The organism is Janthinobacterium sp. 61 (genome assembly GCF_002846335.1).
In the GTDB taxonomy this organism is placed as follows: Bacteria; Pseudomonadota; Gammaproteobacteria; order Burkholderiales; family Burkholderiaceae_D; genus Janthinobacterium.
In genome coordinates this window covers 3,088,752-3,103,073 of record NZ_PJMQ01000001.1, presented here as the reverse complement: position 1 = coordinate 3,103,073, position 14,322 = coordinate 3,088,752, and the positions used below count along the sequence as shown (strand labels likewise).

The following is a 14,322-nucleotide window of genomic DNA, read 5'->3' as shown; positions in this document are numbered from 1 at the left end:
TCAGCGTACGGGCGGCTGCGGTACCGGCGTCGCCGGGCGCAAGGGGTTCGGCGGCGCGGGAGGTGGCGGGCGGTCGCGCGTGGCAAAGCCGCGCGGCAGCAAACGCGCCGTTTCTATGCCGCGCAGGAACATGTTCTGGAAGGGCGTGGCCAGGTAGGGCAGGACCATGCTGATCACCAGCAAGCCCACGCCCAGGGTGACGGGGAAGCCGATACCGAAAATGTTCAGCTGCGGCGCGGCCCGCGTCAAGATGCCCAGGGCCACGTTGGTCAGCAACAAGGCGGCGATGATGGGCAGCGAAATTTGCAGGCCCGAACGGAAGATTTCCCCGCCCCAGGCCGCCAACTGCTGGAAACCGCCGCCGCTGATGGGACTCGATGAGATGGGCAGGCTGACAAAGCTTTCCGCCAGCGCCGCCAGCAAGACCAGATGGCCGTTGACAGTGAGAAACATCAACGTGGCCAGCATGACGAGGAACTGGCTGATGGCGGAAGACCTGCCCTTGGTTTGCGGGTCGAAGAAGGAGGCGAAGCCCAGACCCATAGTGAGGCTGCTGAGCTCACCGGCCATTTCGATGGCGGAAAACACGATGCGGATGGAAAAGCCCATGGCCAGCCCCACCAGCATCTCTTGCGTGAGGATCAGCAAACCGGGCAATGACATCGGGTTGACGGCCGGCAAGGCAGGTACGGTGGGGGCGATGATCATGGCCAGCAGCGCGCCCAGGGTCACCTTGACGGTGGCCGGCACGGCAGCGTTGCCGAACAGGGGGGCGGCCGCGATCAGGCCGAGGATGCGGCTAAGCGGCCACAGCAGTGCTGCGATCCACGTGTTCAGTTCGATGCTGGACAGGGTCAGCATGGCAACGGTTGCTGCACTAGCCCACCAGGTTCGGAATGCCCGTAAATACCTGGCGCATGTAGTCGAGCATGACGGACAGCATCCACGGGCCGGCCACGACGAGCGCGACAAAGATGCCGACCAGCTTGGGGATGAAAGACAGGGTCGCCTCGTTGATCTGCGTGGCCGCCTGGAAGATACTCACGATCAAGCCGATGATGAGGGCGACGAGCAGCATGGGCGCGGCCACCATCAGGGTGATTTCCATCGCGTGGCGGCCCAGGGTCATGACGCTTTCGGGTGTCATTGTATTTCCCCTAGTAAAAACTCTGTGACAGCGAGCCCAGCAGCAACTGCCAGCCATCGACCAGCACGAACAACATCAGCTTGAATGGCAGCGAAATGGTGGCCGGCGACATCATCATCATACCCATCGACATCAGTACGCTGGCGACCACCATGTCGATGATCAAAAACGGGATGAAGATGGCAAAGCCGATCTGGAACGCCGTTTTCAGTTCACTCGTGACGAAGGCGGGCACGAGGATACGCAGCGGCACGTCTTCCGGGCCTTGCAAGGCCGGCGAGCGCGACATCTTGGCGAACAGGGCCAGGTCAGCCTGGCGCGTTTGCTTGAGCATGAAGGTTTTCAGGGGATCGACACCCTTGTCCATGGCTTGCTGCATGCTGATCTTATTTTCCTGATAAGGAAGATAGGCATCCGTATAAATCTTGTCGAACACGGGGCCCATGACGAACAAGGTCAAAAACAGGGCCAGCCCCACCAGCACCTGGTTTGGCGGCGCCGATTGCGTGCCGATGGCCTGGCGCAGCAGGGATAGTACGATAATGATGCGCGTAAAGCAGGTCATCATCAAGAGGGCCGCCGGCAAGAAGGTGAGCGACGTCATCAGGATGAGCGTCTGCACCGGCAGCGAGTAATTCTGTCCTCCGCCCGGCGCTGGCGTGCTGTTGAAGGCGGGGATGCCCGGCTGGGCCATGGCCCACAGCGGCAAGGCCAGGGCGGCCGCCGCCAGCAGCCAGGTCAGGGGAGTCTTTACGTTGGACCACGCCATCTGCTGCTTATTTCCCATTGCGTTTTTCGATGGTCTGTTTCAGCCACTCGGAAAAATTGGCGGCCGCAGGGCCGTTTTGCGCCGTTGCCAGTTGCGGCAACTCGCCTTCCTGGCGCGGCATGGTGGCCAGTGCGTTGATGCGGCCGGGTGAGGCACCGACAACGATCCACTGGTCGGCCACTTCGACGAGGACAATGCGTTCGCGTCCGCCCAGGTTGAGCGAGCTGACGACGCGCATCTTGTTGTTGCCGCCCATGACCTTGGGACCATAGCGCTTCATGAACCAGGCCAGGCCGATCAGCAAGGCCAGCACGAACACCAGTGCGAAGATGGTTTGCAGCAAGCTTCCAGCCGAGCTCGTCGGCGCCATCGTCATGGGCGCGCCTGCCGGCATGGCGGGCAGGGCGGCGGCAGGCGCAGATGCAGCGGCAGCAGCGGGTTTTTCAGTTGCAACTTCGGCAGGTGCGCTGGCCGCTGCCGTTTCAGCCGGGGCCGAAGCGGGTACGGGCGCCGAAGCTGGCGCCGCCAGCGCAATGCTGCATGCCGCCATGAGCGGCAGCAGGGTGGAAATCAACAGGCCAGGCTTCATTTATTCAATTTTCGGATGCGTTCGGAAGGCGTGATGATGTCGGTCAGGCGGATACCAAACTTGTCATTCACCACCACCACTTCGCCCTGGGCAATCAGGCAGCCGTTCACCAGCACGTCCATCGGTTCGCCGGCCAGGCCGTCGAGCTCGACCACGGAACCCTGCGCCAGTTGCAGCAGGTTCTTGATGGCAATCTTGGTGCGGCCCAGCTCTACCGTCAGCTGCACGGGGATATCGAGGATGAAATCGATATCGTTATGCGTTTCCGACTTCGACGCCTGCTTGGAAAAGTCCTTGAACACGGCGGCACTGGCCGCGCTGGCCGTATTGGCGGCCTGGTTCTGCAGCGCTTCCGCTTCCGCCTTGGCCTGCTCGGCAATGGCCGCGCCCCAATCGTCTTCCGCGCTTTGGTCGTCTTGGTTGTCAGACATGTGTTTCTCCTGTTGTACAGATACGGACCGCAACGCGGCCCGGGTAATTATTTAGTGATTGTTCATGTTATCGGTGTTTGCCAATAACTTTTCGACTTTCAGCGCATATTGTCCGTTCAACACGCCGTAGGTGCAATCCATCACGGGCACGCCGTCGACGGTGGCGGCGATCAGTTCGGGAATATTCAGCGGGATGATGTCGCCCACCTTCATGTTCAGGATTTCGTCGAACGAGACGCGCGCCGTGCCCAGCGAGGCCACCAGTTCCACTTCGGCGATCTGGATTTGCTGCGTCATCAGGCGGATCCAGCGCTTGTCCACTTCCAGCGCCTCGCCCTGCAGGCTCGAGGTCAGCGAATCGCGGATCGGCTCGATCATCGAATATGGCATGCAGAAGTGAATTTGTCCGGAAACGGAGCCTAGTTCTACCGTAAATGTGGAGGCAACCACCACTTCGTTCGGCGTGGCGATGTTGGCGAACTGCGTGTTCATTTCTGAACGAATATATTCGAACTCGACGGGGAAGACCGGCTCCCACGACTTGGTATAGGCTTCAAAGACGATGTCGAGGATGCGCAAGATGATGCGCTGCTCCGTCTGCGTAAAATCGCGCCCTTCGACGCGCGTATGGAAACGTCCGTCGCCGCCGAACAGATTGTCGACCAGCAAGAATACGAGGCCCGGATCGAAGACCATCAGGGCCGTGCCGCGCAGCGGCTTCATGTGCACCAGGTTCAGATTGGTCGGCACCACCAGATTGCGGATGAATTCGCTGTATTTCGATACGCGCACAGAACCTACTGACACTTCGGCGCTGCGGCGCAAGAAGTTGAACAGGCCCACGCGCAGCAGGCGGGCGAAACGCTCGTTGATAATTTCCAACGTTGGCATCCGGCCGCGCACGATGCGCTCCTGGGTTGCCAGGTTGTAGGTACGAACTCCCGTGACATCTTCCGGCGCCTGCGCGTCGTCCTGGTCTCCGTTGACGCCCTTCAAAAGGGCATCGACTTCTTCCTGGGAGAGGAAATTATCGGCCATGGCTGCTTATTGAATGATGAATGCGGTAAATAATACGTCCGTCACGTCCTGCTCCGGCCCTTTGTCCTCGAACGGCTGGTTCACCTGATTGATGATTTCGGCCGCCAGTTGCTGCTTGCCTTCCACGGTATTGAGTTCGGATGCTTTTTTGCCGGACAGCAGCAGCAGCAAGCGGCTACGCACCTTCGGCATGTTGACCTTGATCAAGTCCATTTCTTCCGGGCTGCTCGCTTGCAAGGTGAATGCGATTTGCAGGTATTGCTCGCCATTTTCCGGCTGCAAGTTGACGGTGAAGGCATCGATGGGCACGAAGACGGGCGGACCTGCCTTGGAAGCGGCATGTTTTTTCTTGCTGGGCGCCGATTCTTCTTTATCGGCCTTGCCATGCAGGAAGTACCAGGCGGCACCGCCACCGATGCCGCCAGCCACCAGCACCGAGGCCAGCACGATGATCAGAAGCTTCTTTTTCGAGGCGCCGGCGGGGGCCAGGCCTGCATCTGCTTTCGGATCTGCTTTCATTTTTGGATTTGCTTTCAATGGTACTCGAGTGCATGGAAGTGGATCACGACGCCATTATGTCATTATCGGCAAATTCTGCGCAGAAGGATGCAGTGAAAAGAGGGCGGAAGCGCCCTCAACTCGCTGTTTTTATACGAAAAGTTACGCTGTGAGGCGCGCCAGTGGCCCGTGGACGACGAATTGGCCTCAGGCAAAGGTATCCACGGCACTCAGGCTGGGCCGGCTGCGTCCGCCTGTCGCCGGCGCGATGGCGATCTCGCCACCGGAGACGCCGCCGCCCTGGCCATTGCCGCGGCGTTCGCCCGAGGCGGCACGCTCGCCATTGTTTTTCTGTTCCGGCGTGCCGGCCGAGACGGTCGCGCTGCCGAAGGCGATGCCCGCTTCGCTCATCATCTCGCGCAGGCGCGGCATGGCCGCTTCCAGCGCCTGGCGTACTTCGGGCTGGGCCGACATGAAGGCGGCATCGGCCTGGTCATTGGTGACCGTCAGGACCACTTGCACAGGCCCCAGGTCGGGTGGATTCAGGGTCAGGGTGGCGCTCTGGTCGCCACCGGCCGCCATCCACACGACCTTTTGCCCCAGTTGCTGATCCCAGGCCGGCGTGCCGACCCGGCCCGTCAGTTTATCTGCCGGCACGGCCACAGCGGCGGCGGCCTGCTGCAGCGCGCCTGGCTGCAACTGGGCCGCAAGGCGGCTCAGGTCGGCAGGAGCTTCCTTGATAATCGGTTCGGCCACGGCGGTGCCAGCCCTGGCGGTGGCCGCCAGTTGCGCGTCGATGGCCAGTTTGCCCGGCTCGCCCTTGCCGGTCGGCACGCTGTTGCCTTGCGTGGTGGCCGTCTTGCCCTGGGCCAGGCCCAGGCTGTCGGCGAAGTCGGCGCTGTCGGCTTGCGCAGTGGCGGCGGTGGCGGCGGTCTTGCCGCTGCCCTGGCCGGCTGCCAGTAATGGCGCTGCTGTCACGCCCTTGGCGTCGGCCTTGACACTGGCGCGCGCTGGCAGTTCCGGCACGGCCTTGGCGGCTGGCGGCTGGATCGCCAATTGGATGCTGCCCACCAGGGCCAGCATCTCGGCGGCCGGATCGGCTGGCGGCGTGACTGTTGCGGCGGGGGCGGCGGGCACGTTTGCCTCGGCCGTGGCGCTGTCGCTAGTGGCGGGCGCAGCCGCTTCGCTGGCCGGCGCGGATGGCTGTTCGCTGGTGGCGGCCTGTTCGGTGCCCACTTGCGCCGGCTTCGTTTCCTTGGCCTGTGCCTGGGCGGGTGCTTGCGTGGCGGCAGGGCTGGCGGGGCGGGCCGCCGCCGGTGCTGCCGCTTGCTCCATATTGCGGCTGGCCTGGCGTTGCTCGATCTGGCGGTTCAGGGTGCGCTGGAAGTCGCCCGCCGTGCCGCTGGTGGGCGGCTGGCTGCGGTTGGCAGTGCCCGGCGTGGCGTTCGGCGAGACAATCTGGGAAATCGGGTTTTGCAGGGTTTGCATGATGCTGCCTCAGTGTTGCTTAGCGTTTGTAATAGGCTTGTCGCGCCGCGTGCTCATCCATTGCTTTCTGGTCGCGCTTGTTTTCCAGCTTCAGCGCCTGTTCCTGTGCCCGGTTGTTCAGGGTGGTGTACGACATGCGCTTGCGTTCGGCGTTCTGCCAGTGCTGTTTTTCATTGTCGCTGCGTGCCTGCGCGTGGTTGACCACTTGCTGCTGGCCCAGGATGGCGCTGTCGAGCTTGACCATGAAGGCCTGGAAATTGCGGTAGGCCATGGGCGTAATGCCGTTGCTCATGCTCGCCTCGAAGCGCTTGGCATAGTCATCGCGGTAGCCGGACAGCATCTCGAGCTTTTGGCGGCAATCGTCCAGCGCTTTCAGGGCCGCGCCCAGGCGCTTGGCGCAATCGTCCGTTTCGCGCTGGGCAAGGTCAATCAGGGTTGCAAGTTGGGAAGGAGAAGCCATACTTGATTATATTCCCGCTGTGCAAGCCCTAATCAGTCGAATAGAGCGGTAAGTTGCCCCAAGCTCTCGTCCATGCTGACCCGCTCCGTGATTTGCTGTTGCAAAAACGCCTCGATTTTTTCATGCAGCGCGATGGCCTGGTCCAGCACGGGATCGGTGCCGGCGCTGTAGGCGCCCACGCTGATCAGGTCGCGGCTGCGTTCATAGCGCGAATACAGTTGCTTGAGTTTGCGCGCCTGTTGCTGGTGTTCATGCGTGGTGATCGAGTGGGCAGCGCGTGAAATCGATTGCTCGATGTCGATGGCCGGGTAGTGGCCCGCCTCGGCCAGGCGGCGGTTCAGCACGATGTGGCCATCGAGAATCGCGCGCGCGGAGTCGGCGATCGGGTCCTGCTGGTCGTCGCCCTCGGTCAGCACGGTGTAGAAGGCCGTGATCGAGCCGCCGCCTTCCTCGCCATTGCCGGCCCGTTCCACCAGCACGGGCAGCTTGGCGAAGACGGACGGCGGATAACCCTTGGTGGCTGGCGGTTCGCCGATGGCCAGGGCGATTTCGCGCTGCGCCATGGCGTAGCGGGTCAGCGAATCCATGATCAACAGCACGTTTTGCCCCTGGTCGCGGAAATACTCGGCAATGGCCGTCGCATACGCGGCCCCTTGCAGGCGCATCAGGGGCGGCGTGTCGGCCGGCGCGGCCACGACGACGGAGCGGGCCAAGCCTTCGGGGCCGAGAATTTGCTCGATGAATTCCTTCACCTCGCGTCCCCGTTCGCCGATCAGGCCGACGACGATCACGTCCGCTTCCGTGTAGCGGGCCATCATGCCCAGCAGCACGCTTTTACCTACGCCGGAACCAGCGAACAGGCCCATGCGCTGGCCACGGCCCACGGTCAGCATGGCATTGATCGAGCGCACGCCCACGTCCAGCGTGGCCACGATGGGTGCGCGGCCCAGAGGGTTGGCGGGGCGTACATTGATGGGAGCGCTATCGGTCGTATGCAGCGGGCCCAGCTGATCAAGCGGCCGTCCTGCGCCATCGAGCACGCGGCCCAGCAGTTGCGGTCCCACGGGCAAGTGGCGCGCGCGGTCGCTGGGGCGGCGTCGCGGGTGTGCCACGCTGCCTGGGCGTGGAATGGCCGGTTCGACGGAAAACACGCGCGTGCCGGGCACGATGCCCTCGACGTCGCTTTGCGGCATCAAAAACAGGCGCTCGCCTTCAAAGCCCACCACTTCCGCCTCGACCCGGCCGCCATTGGGCAGTGGCACAGTGCAGGCGGCGCCCACGGCCAGGCGCAGGCCCACGGCTTCCATCACCAGGCCGGCCACGCGCGTGACTCGCCCCGAAATTTGCATCGGTTCGACAAAGCCGACCACGGCCGAACAGTCGCTCAGGTAGGCGCGCCAGCGCGCCGCATGGGCATTCGGGCCTTTGACGGGCTCGCTCACGGCGCCAGCCAGTCCAGGTCCTTGCCCAGCGCATGCGTCAGGCGCTGCCAGCGGGTGGAGCTTTGCGCGTCGATCTGGTTGCTGGCCGTGTCGATCTTGCAACCGCCGCGTTCCACGCTCGGGTCTTCGATGACACGCCAGCCACCCTTGTCGAGCTCATCGCCGATGCCGTCGCGTACCACTTGCGCATCTTCCGGATTGAGCATCAGCAAGGCTGGTTGTTGCAGTACAGGCAAGTATTCGATAGCTTCTCGCACCACCGGCAGCATCAGCTCGGGGCGCACGGGCAAGGCTGTCTTCAGCATGGCCTTGGCCAGTTGCAAGGCCAGTTCCATGACTTCGTTGGCGATCAGTTCATCGGCCTGGTGCACGGCCGTGCCGAAGTCGACGGCGATAGTTTGCAGATGCGCCAGTTCCACGCTGGATGCCGCCTTGCCTTCCGCATACGATTGCGCATGGCCATCGGCATGCCCGGCCGCGTGGCCTTCCGCATAACCGGCGGCGCGGCCCTCGTCGAAGGCCGTGGCGCGCGCTTCCTCGCGGATGGCGTCGAGTTCTTCCTGCGTCGGGTATTCCAGCGGCGGGGCCAGCTCTTCTTCCTGCAGTTCGCCGTATGGATCAACTTCCGGGTCGAATTCCGGTGCAGGCTCCGGTTCGAGCAGCTTGCGCGCCGCCACCACGCTGGGGCGCTCGTCGCCAAACGAGGTCATTTCCCAGCGCTGGTAAGCGGTTTGTTGCTCTTTGGGTATTAAATTAGACAAACGAATCCTCGCCTTTTCCACCCAGTACTATCTGCCCTTCGTCCGCCAGGCGGCGCACGATTTGCAGGATCTGTTTCTGTTGCGATTCGACTTCAGACAGGCGCACGGGGCCTTTCGACTCCAGGTCTTCGCGCATCATCTCGCCGGCGCGCTGCGACATGTTCTTGAAGATCTTGTCGCGCAGCTCTTGCGAGGCGCCTTTCAGGGCGATGATCAGCATTTCCGACTGCACTTCGCGCAGCAGCAATTGAATGCCGCGATCGTCGATGTCGATCACATTGTCGAACACGAACATTTCGTCCATGATCTTTTGCGCCATGTCGTTGTCGTAGTTCTTGATATTGTCCATGACGGAGCCTTCTTGCTCGCCGCTCATGAAGTTGAGGATCTCGGCCGCCGCGCGCACGCCGCCCAGCGACGATTTCTTGATGTTTTCGTTACCCGACAGCAGTTTCGTCAGCACATCGTTGAGTTCGCGCAAGGCGGCCGGCTGCACGCCGTCCAGGGTGGCGATGCGCAGCACCACGTCGTTGCGCAGGCGGTCCGTGAAATGGCCGAGGATTTCGCAAGCCTGGTCGCGTTCCAGATGGACCAGGATGGTGGCGATGATCTGCGGGTGTTCGTTGCGGATCAGCTCGGACACGGATTGCGAATCCATCCACTTCAGCGATTCGATGCCGGACGCATCCTTGCCGCCCAGGATGCGCGACAGCAGCACGGACGCCTTGTCGTCGCCCAGCGCCTTGGTCAGCACCTGGCGGATGTATTCGTCCGAATCGAGGCCGACGGTGGAATTGAGTTCCGTCTGCGAGCGGAAGTCGTCCAGCACCTCGACTACCTGCTCGTGCGCGATGCCCTTCATGGTGGCCATGGCGGCGCCCAGTTTCAGCACTTCGCGCGGGCCGAGGAATTTCATGACCTCGGCCGCTTCGCTCTCGCCCAGTGCCAGCATCAGGATGGATGCTTTTTGCAGTCCCGTTGTCTCAGTCATTATTGCCTATCCATGCTTTGATTACGTTGGCCACCACGCGCGGGTCTTCCTGTGCCAGTTTCCGGGCCATTGCCAAGTTTTCGCGATAACCGCGGGCCGTATCTTCTTCCAGTTCTTCCAGCTCGGCTTCGCTGAGCAGGACTTCGTTTTCTTCGCCGTCTTTGGCGAGTTCCGGCTCGATGACGGGCGGTGGCGCACCGAAATCGTCGATCTTGCGCATCACGGGGCGCAGCATCGGGCGCACGATCTTGATGAAGATATATAGCAAAATCAGGGCCGTGATGAGGAATTTCGCCAGTTCCTTGGCCAGCGGCAAGTTGGCCGGGTCGCGCCACCACTCCAGCTTGCCTTCCGGCGCGCGCTCGATGCCGTCGAAGGGCGAGTTAGCCACGCTGAAGCTGTCGCCGCGCTCCTTGTTGTAGCCCATCGCTTCTTTGACCAGATTATTGATCTGCACCATTTCTGCAGGAGAAATCGGCTTGACCGTCACCTTGCCATCCTTGTCGAAGCTGCGGCGGTAGTTGACGACGACGGCTACCGACAGGCGGCGCAAGCCGCCCATGGATTTCTGCTCGTAGCGCACAGTCTTGTCAACTTCGTAATTCGTTGTCGATTCTTTTTGCGTCGGTGCCGTCGGTGCGCCAGCTGCGGCGCCCGGTGCCTCCGCCGTCAATGGCGCCGTAGCCACGCCGGGCGGCTGGTTCGACAGGGCGCCCGGCACCCCAGACGGATTGGCATTGCCGGCGCCCGTCGATTCGCTCGTTTGCTGGCTGCGGATGGTGGACGCTTCAGGCGGCGAGTTCGGCTTGTAGGTTTCTGCCGCTTGCTCGCTTTGCGAAAAATCCACGTCGGCCGTCGCTTCGGCGCGTACATTGCCTTCGCCGACGATGGGCAGCAAAATCGATTCGACTTGCTTGATCACGCTTTGTTGTAATTGCTGCACGTACTTCAATTGGTTCGGATCGAGGCTCTTGATGCCGTTGGCACGATCCTTGTCCTTTTCCTGGTTCGACAGCAGGTTGCCGGCCTGGTCGACCACGGTGACATTCACGGGCAACAGTTCCGGCACGCTGGACGCCACCAGGTGCACGATGGCGCTCACTTGCAGCTGGTCGAGGCCGCGTCCCGGATGCAGGTTCAGCAGCACGGAAGCCGTCGGTTTTTGCTGTTCGCGGACGAAGACGGAAGGTTTTGGCAGGGCCAGGTGGACTCTGGCCGTATCGACGGCAGACACCGATTCGATCGATTTCGCCAGTTCGCCTTCCAGCGCGCGCTGGAAATTGACCTGTTCCAGAAATTGCGAGACGCCCAGCTTCTGGTTTTCCATCAGCTCGAAGCCCACGTTGCCGCCTTTGGGCAAGCCTTGCGCGGCCAGTTTCAGGCGCGCGTCATGGACTTGCTCGGACGGCACGAGAATGGCACCGCCCCCTTCGGAAAACTTGTGCTTGATGCCCAGCTGGTCCAGCGACGCGGTGATGGCGCCGCCGTCGCGGTCCGTATAGTTGGAAAACAGGACTTTGTACTCGGGTGGCTGGTTCCACATATACAGGGCCACGCCAATGGCAATCAGTGCCGCCACGCCCAGGCCGCGCAGGAAATTCTTGCCCATCGGCGTCTTGGCGAACGCTTGCACGGACTCCACGGGCGAGCGGGCAGGCGCCGGTTCCGGCGGTATGCGGTTCACATCGATTTCTTCGGCTACAGCCATGATTGCCTTCCGGGGCGCGTGTTATTGACGGGTATTGGGTGATGCGTGGGGGCCGCTTCCTCATGAGGAGGGGGCGATATGCAGAATTATCCGCCACTGTCACGCGCTTCAATCGTCCAAACAGAAGGTGCTTTTGCCGCCTGCTCGGCCGAGCGGTTGGCGTTCGCGCTGGTATTGTGGAACCCTGGCAACATGTGACGGAAGTTATTGTACCCGTCGTTGCCTTGCAAGCCAGGGTTTTGTTCTCTGGGTGCAACAGGCAAGGAACAGTTATGCAGCAGACCAGAATCGGGAGGCAAAGTGAAAACAGGCGGTATCGATAGCGGCAGGATCGAGGCGATGATCGCGCAACTGAAGTCGGCGGCCACGCGGCCGGAGGCGAAAATACCGGCGATCCAGACCGAGGCGCCGGCGGCAAAGGTGAATTTTGCGGATGCCTTCAAGAGCGCGCTGGACTCCGTGAGCAGTTCTCAACAGGCTTCGTCGGCGATGGGCCAGCGCTTTACCATGGGCGACGAAAAGGTCAGCCTGTCGGACGTGATGGTGTCGATGCAAAAGTCCAGCATCGAATTCCAGGCGACGGTGCAGGTGCGAAATAAATTAGTGTCGGCGTATCACGAGATCATGAATATGCAGGTTTAAGTTTTAGCTACCCCAACGGCAAATTCCGGGGTCAGACCCGCCGGGTCTGACCCCGGCTTTCGTTTTTGGTTATTAGCCCAACCCCGCCATGCGGGCATTCCGTTCTCGTTCGAGTCGCGTGATATAGCGCTGCACATGCGCCAGCATGCTGCGCGGCAGGTCGACGAACTGGCAGCCCAGGCGGCGGTTCAGCTTGTTGTTCAGCAGGGTCATGTCCAGCGAATTGCGAATTTGCAAGGTGGCGGTGACGATGCCGACGTCGGGCAAGTCGATGCGGCAGCCGGGATAGTCCCTGCCGATGGTCTCGCCCAAGATCAGTTTATTGTCCAGGATGGCGATGCCGCCGCAGCTGATGTCGGCCAGCGGAAACAGGGTGTCAGTGCCGCCCAGCGAGGGCGGCAAGGGAATCGAGACGCGCACGGGATTGCTCACGGGCGTGGTCATGCGGTAATACTCGCGCCGCTGCAGGCGGATCAATGTTTCTGGAATGGCAATTTTCAAGGCGGGCGTGCCCTTGTAGTTGCACTCTTCGACCAGGGCACTGGCAAACAGGATGCGGATCTTGTCGAGCGAGGTTTCAAACGAGATGCCGGTGGCCGCCACCATGCGCCGGTTCTGGTCGGCGTTCACGGAACGGTCGAGAATGACGGTATCGCGTTCGGCATCGACTTCCAGGATGGAGGTGACGCACACATCGGATTCACCGTGGATCAGCATGCGGATCAGCTGGTTCTTTTCGCCGATGCTGCGTAGCAAGGCGATGATTTCCCGCCGTGATTCCACTTCAAAGTCATGCCAGTTTTCGAGGCCGGAATCCATAATATGTGCTTGCATTGATGCCTGTCTATGTATCGGTGAGATTGACGCTGGTGTCGGGCGGCGGCGGGATGGGTCCGCCATTCGCAGATTCAATATGATATAACCAGGCCAGCAGTTCCGCAATCGCCCGATACAGGCCGGGCGGAATCTGGCGGTCCAGGTCGACATCCATCAGCAGCGCCACCAACTCCTTCGATTCATGCACGAAGACGCCGTGTTCGCGCGCCGTACTGATGATCTGGTCCGCGATCAGACCGCTGCCCTTGGCCACTACCTTGGGCGCCGGCGTGCCGCTCTGGTAGGCCAGGGCGACGGCCGTCTGCGGCACCTTGCGCTTGGTGTCGTCAAGCATCATCTTCTCCAGCCGCCTCCGGCTTGCCGGCGATGCTGAGGGAAGACAATGGCCATCCGGCCGCCTCGAGCGACGCTTCCAGCCGCGCCGCATGCTGGCGCAAGGTGTCGGCGCTGGCCTCGCTGCCCGCTTGCATCTGGATGGCCACCCGGCCGCCCTGCAAGACCACGTGCGCGGCCAGGTCGCCCAGCAGGGGGAACTGGAAGCGCACATTGCTGCGCCAGGCCATCGCCTCCTCGTCGGCCTCCGTGCCAGCGTGCTGCTGTCCTTCCGGCGCATCCTGGCTGATATCCCACTGCATCTTCTGGCCGGGCCAGGCTTCGCCCTGCCACTGCACGCGCGCCTGTTCGTGCGTATGCAGCTGCAAATTGATCAGTTGCGCCGAGGCCAGGTCGGTGCCCGTCCTGGGCGTCTCGCCCGGCGCGGCTTTTTGCATTTGCGGCTCCAGCAGCAGCGACGCCAGCGACCGCTTGCCTTCGGCCCATTCGGCCACGTGCGATTCATAGAACAAGCCGCTGCTGCCGACCGCATCCCGCAGTTTCTGGGCCACCTGGGCCGGGGCGGCGCCAGACGTTGTCATCAGCGGCGTCTTGCCGACCAGGGACAGGGGCGCGCCGGGCACGCTTTCCGCCTGGCTGAGCACAGTGCTGATGGCGCGCGCGGTGGTGCTCAGCTCGGGCGCTGGCGTGTCGCCTGCCAGGGCGGGCAGCAAATTGGCTGGCGTCAAAGGCGCGCGGCTGAGCAGGGTGGCGGCCGTGCTGCTGGCGCGCGTGCCCGCCTGGGCGGCGCCTGGCTGGGGACCGCGCAGGTCGGCAGCCTCGGGCTCGGCTTCTGCGTCCGCATACGTCAGCAGGGTGCGCGCGGGCTGGTCGCGGTGAGTGCCGATTTGAAAAGAGGGGCGGGGATTGATGCCGATCAAGGTCAGCGGGATTTCCGTGCCAAGCTGGGCGCCGGCGGGCAGCTGCATGCGGGCCGGCGTACCGGCCACGCGCACCAGGAAGCTGCCATCGCCCATGCGGGCCAGCACCTGTCCCTGCATGGATTTGCCGATCAGTCCCTGCAGCGAGCGCTGGAACTCGGCCTGGCGCGGGTCGGCGACGGCGTCGGCCGGGCGCGTGCCCTTGACCGGGGTCAGGGGCGTCATGCCGATCGCGTCCATCTTCGGCAACATGGCGCCCCCGTGTGCG

17 protein-coding genes are annotated in these 14,322 nt (G+C 62.5%); 1 reads left to right on the top strand and 16 read right to left on the bottom strand.

Annotation, left to right across the window (positions count from 1 at the left end; genetic code table 11):
* From fliR to fliF, 13 genes are all read right to left on the bottom strand, one after another.
* Entirely contained in the window at positions 1–861 is an 861-nt protein-coding gene (gene fliR, locus CLU92_RS14200) for a flagellar biosynthetic protein FliR (protein ID WP_101482398.1), read from the bottom strand.
* Between the two features lie 16 nt (positions 862–877).
* The gene (gene fliQ / locus CLU92_RS14195; RefSeq protein ID WP_035821365.1) at positions 878–1,147 is read right to left on the bottom strand and encodes a flagellar biosynthesis protein FliQ; all 270 of its coding nucleotides are present in this window, start codon (positions 1,145–1,147) and stop codon (positions 878–880) included.
* 10 nt (positions 1,148–1,157) lie between these two features.
* Entirely contained in the window at positions 1,158–1,916 is a 759-nt protein-coding gene (fliP, locus tag CLU92_RS14190; RefSeq protein ID WP_096238644.1) for a flagellar type III secretion system pore protein FliP, read from the bottom strand.
* A 7-nt stretch (positions 1,917–1,923) separates the two neighbouring features.
* Positions 1,924–2,505 carry a flagellar biosynthetic protein FliO gene (gene fliO, locus CLU92_RS14185; protein WP_101482397.1) on the bottom strand — a complete coding sequence of 194 codons (582 nt, stop codon included), beginning with the start codon at positions 2,503–2,505 and terminating at the stop codon, positions 1,924–1,926.
* Positions 2,502–2,936, bottom strand: coding sequence for a flagellar motor switch protein FliN (fliN, locus tag CLU92_RS14180; RefSeq protein ID WP_034754038.1), 435 nt, complete (start codon positions 2,934–2,936; stop codon positions 2,502–2,504). The genes fliO and fliN overlap by 4 nt, the downstream gene beginning before the upstream one ends.
* A gap of 51 nt (positions 2,937–2,987) precedes the next feature.
* Positions 2,988–3,974, bottom strand: coding sequence for a flagellar motor switch protein FliM (gene fliM, locus CLU92_RS14175; RefSeq protein WP_101482396.1), 987 nt, complete (start codon positions 3,972–3,974; stop codon positions 2,988–2,990).
* Positions 3,975–3,980: 6 nt separating this feature from the next.
* Entirely contained in the window at positions 3,981–4,493 is a 513-nt protein-coding gene (fliL, locus tag CLU92_RS14170; RefSeq protein ID WP_101482395.1) for a flagellar basal body-associated protein FliL, read from the bottom strand.
* 186 nt (positions 4,494–4,679) lie between these two features.
* A complete protein-coding gene (locus tag CLU92_RS14165; protein WP_101482394.1) occupies positions 4,680–5,960 on the bottom strand; it encodes a flagellar hook-length control protein FliK in 1,281 nt (426 codons plus the stop codon).
* Positions 5,961–5,979: 19 nt separating this feature from the next.
* Positions 5,980–6,420: a flagellar export protein FliJ gene (gene fliJ / locus CLU92_RS14160; protein WP_101482393.1), complete on the bottom strand. Its 441-nt coding sequence runs from the start codon at positions 6,418–6,420 to the stop codon at positions 5,980–5,982.
* A 32-nt stretch (positions 6,421–6,452) separates the two neighbouring features.
* A complete protein-coding gene (gene fliI / locus CLU92_RS14155; protein ID WP_243858287.1) occupies positions 6,453–7,769 on the bottom strand; it encodes a flagellar protein export ATPase FliI in 1,317 nt (438 codons plus the stop codon).
* Between the two features lie 89 nt (positions 7,770–7,858).
* Positions 7,859–8,572: a flagellar assembly protein FliH gene (locus CLU92_RS14150; protein ID WP_101482391.1), complete on the bottom strand. Its 714-nt coding sequence runs from the start codon at positions 8,570–8,572 to the stop codon at positions 7,859–7,861.
* A 43-nt stretch (positions 8,573–8,615) separates the two neighbouring features.
* A complete protein-coding gene (fliG, locus tag CLU92_RS14145) occupies positions 8,616–9,614 on the bottom strand; it encodes a flagellar motor switch protein FliG (protein ID WP_101482390.1) in 999 nt (332 codons plus the stop codon).
* Entirely contained in the window at positions 9,607–11,322 is a 1,716-nt protein-coding gene (gene fliF, locus CLU92_RS14140) for a flagellar basal-body MS-ring/collar protein FliF (RefSeq protein ID WP_101482389.1), read from the bottom strand. The genes fliG and fliF overlap by 8 nt, the downstream gene beginning before the upstream one ends.
* Before the next feature lie 339 nt (positions 11,323–11,661).
* Between fliF and fliE the strand changes: the two genes are divergently transcribed.
* On the top strand, positions 11,662–11,964 hold the full coding sequence (fliE, locus tag CLU92_RS14135) for a flagellar hook-basal body complex protein FliE (RefSeq protein WP_257562501.1): 303 nt from the start codon (positions 11,662–11,664) through the stop codon (positions 11,962–11,964).
* Between the two features lie 72 nt (positions 11,965–12,036).
* Here fliE and CLU92_RS14130 read toward each other — a convergent pair whose 3' ends face one another.
* The 3 genes from CLU92_RS14130 to CLU92_RS14120 are packed head-to-tail and all read right to left on the bottom strand — an operon-like array spanning position 12,037 to position 14,306.
* On the bottom strand, positions 12,037–12,783 hold the full coding sequence (locus tag CLU92_RS14130) for a flagellar brake protein (protein WP_101482387.1): 747 nt from the start codon (positions 12,781–12,783) through the stop codon (positions 12,037–12,039).
* Positions 12,784–12,808: 25 nt separating this feature from the next.
* On the bottom strand, positions 12,809–13,135 hold the full coding sequence (locus CLU92_RS14125; RefSeq protein WP_035821344.1) for an EscU/YscU/HrcU family type III secretion system export apparatus switch protein: 327 nt from the start codon (positions 13,133–13,135) through the stop codon (positions 12,809–12,811).
* Positions 13,128–14,306: a flagellar hook-length control protein FliK gene (locus CLU92_RS14120; RefSeq protein ID WP_101482386.1), complete on the bottom strand. Its 1,179-nt coding sequence runs from the start codon at positions 14,304–14,306 to the stop codon at positions 13,128–13,130. Before CLU92_RS14120 ends, CLU92_RS14125 begins: the two co-directional genes overlap by 8 nt.
* Positions 14,307–14,322: the final 16 nt, after the last annotated feature.

Excerpts from the sequence above, each read along its gene's own strand:
- fliR (WP_101482398.1), bottom strand. The coding sequence starts at position 861 with ATGCTGACCCTGTCCAGCATCGAACTGAACACGTGGATCGCAGCACTG.
- fliQ (WP_035821365.1), bottom strand. The coding sequence starts at position 1,147 with ATGACACCCGAAAGCGTCATGACCCTGGGCCGCCACGCGATGGAAATC.
- fliP (WP_096238644.1), bottom strand. The coding sequence starts at position 1,916 with ATGGCGTGGTCCAACGTAAAGACTCCCCTGACCTGGCTGCTGGCGGCG.
- fliO (WP_101482397.1), bottom strand. The coding sequence starts at position 2,505 with ATGAAGCCTGGCCTGTTGATTTCCACCCTGCTGCCGCTCATGGCGGCA.
- fliN (WP_034754038.1), bottom strand. The coding sequence starts at position 2,936 with ATGTCTGACAACCAAGACGACCAAAGCGCGGAAGACGATTGGGGCGCG.
- fliM (WP_101482396.1), bottom strand. The coding sequence starts at position 3,974 with ATGGCCGATAATTTCCTCTCCCAGGAAGAAGTCGATGCCCTTTTGAAG.
- fliL (WP_101482395.1), bottom strand. The coding sequence starts at position 4,493 with ATGAAAGCAGATCCGAAAGCAGATGCAGGCCTGGCCCCCGCCGGCGCC.
- CLU92_RS14165 (WP_101482394.1), bottom strand. The coding sequence starts at position 5,960 with ATGCAAACCCTGCAAAACCCGATTTCCCAGATTGTCTCGCCGAACGCC.
- fliJ (WP_101482393.1), bottom strand. The coding sequence starts at position 6,420 with ATGGCTTCTCCTTCCCAACTTGCAACCCTGATTGACCTTGCCCAGCGC.
- fliI (WP_243858287.1), bottom strand. The coding sequence starts at position 7,769 with ATGCAAATTTCGGGGCGAGTCACGCGCGTGGCCGGCCTGGTGATGGAA.
- CLU92_RS14150 (WP_101482391.1), bottom strand. The coding sequence starts at position 8,572 with ATGACCTCGTTTGGCGACGAGCGCCCCAGCGTGGTGGCGGCGCGCAAG.
- fliG (WP_101482390.1), bottom strand. The coding sequence starts at position 9,614 with ATGACTGAGACAACGGGACTGCAAAAAGCATCCATCCTGATGCTGGCA.
- fliF (WP_101482389.1), bottom strand. The coding sequence starts at position 11,322 with ATGGCTGTAGCCGAAGAAATCGATGTGAACCGCATACCGCCGGAACCG.
- fliE (WP_257562501.1), top strand. The coding sequence starts at position 11,662 with ATGATCGCGCAACTGAAGTCGGCGGCCACGCGGCCGGAGGCGAAAATA.
- CLU92_RS14130 (WP_101482387.1), bottom strand. The coding sequence starts at position 12,783 with ATGGATTCCGGCCTCGAAAACTGGCATGACTTTGAAGTGGAATCACGG.
- CLU92_RS14125 (WP_035821344.1), bottom strand. The coding sequence starts at position 13,135 with ATGCTTGACGACACCAAGCGCAAGGTGCCGCAGACGGCCGTCGCCCTG.
- CLU92_RS14120 (WP_101482386.1), bottom strand. The coding sequence starts at position 14,306 with ATGTTGCCGAAGATGGACGCGATCGGCATGACGCCCCTGACCCCGGTC.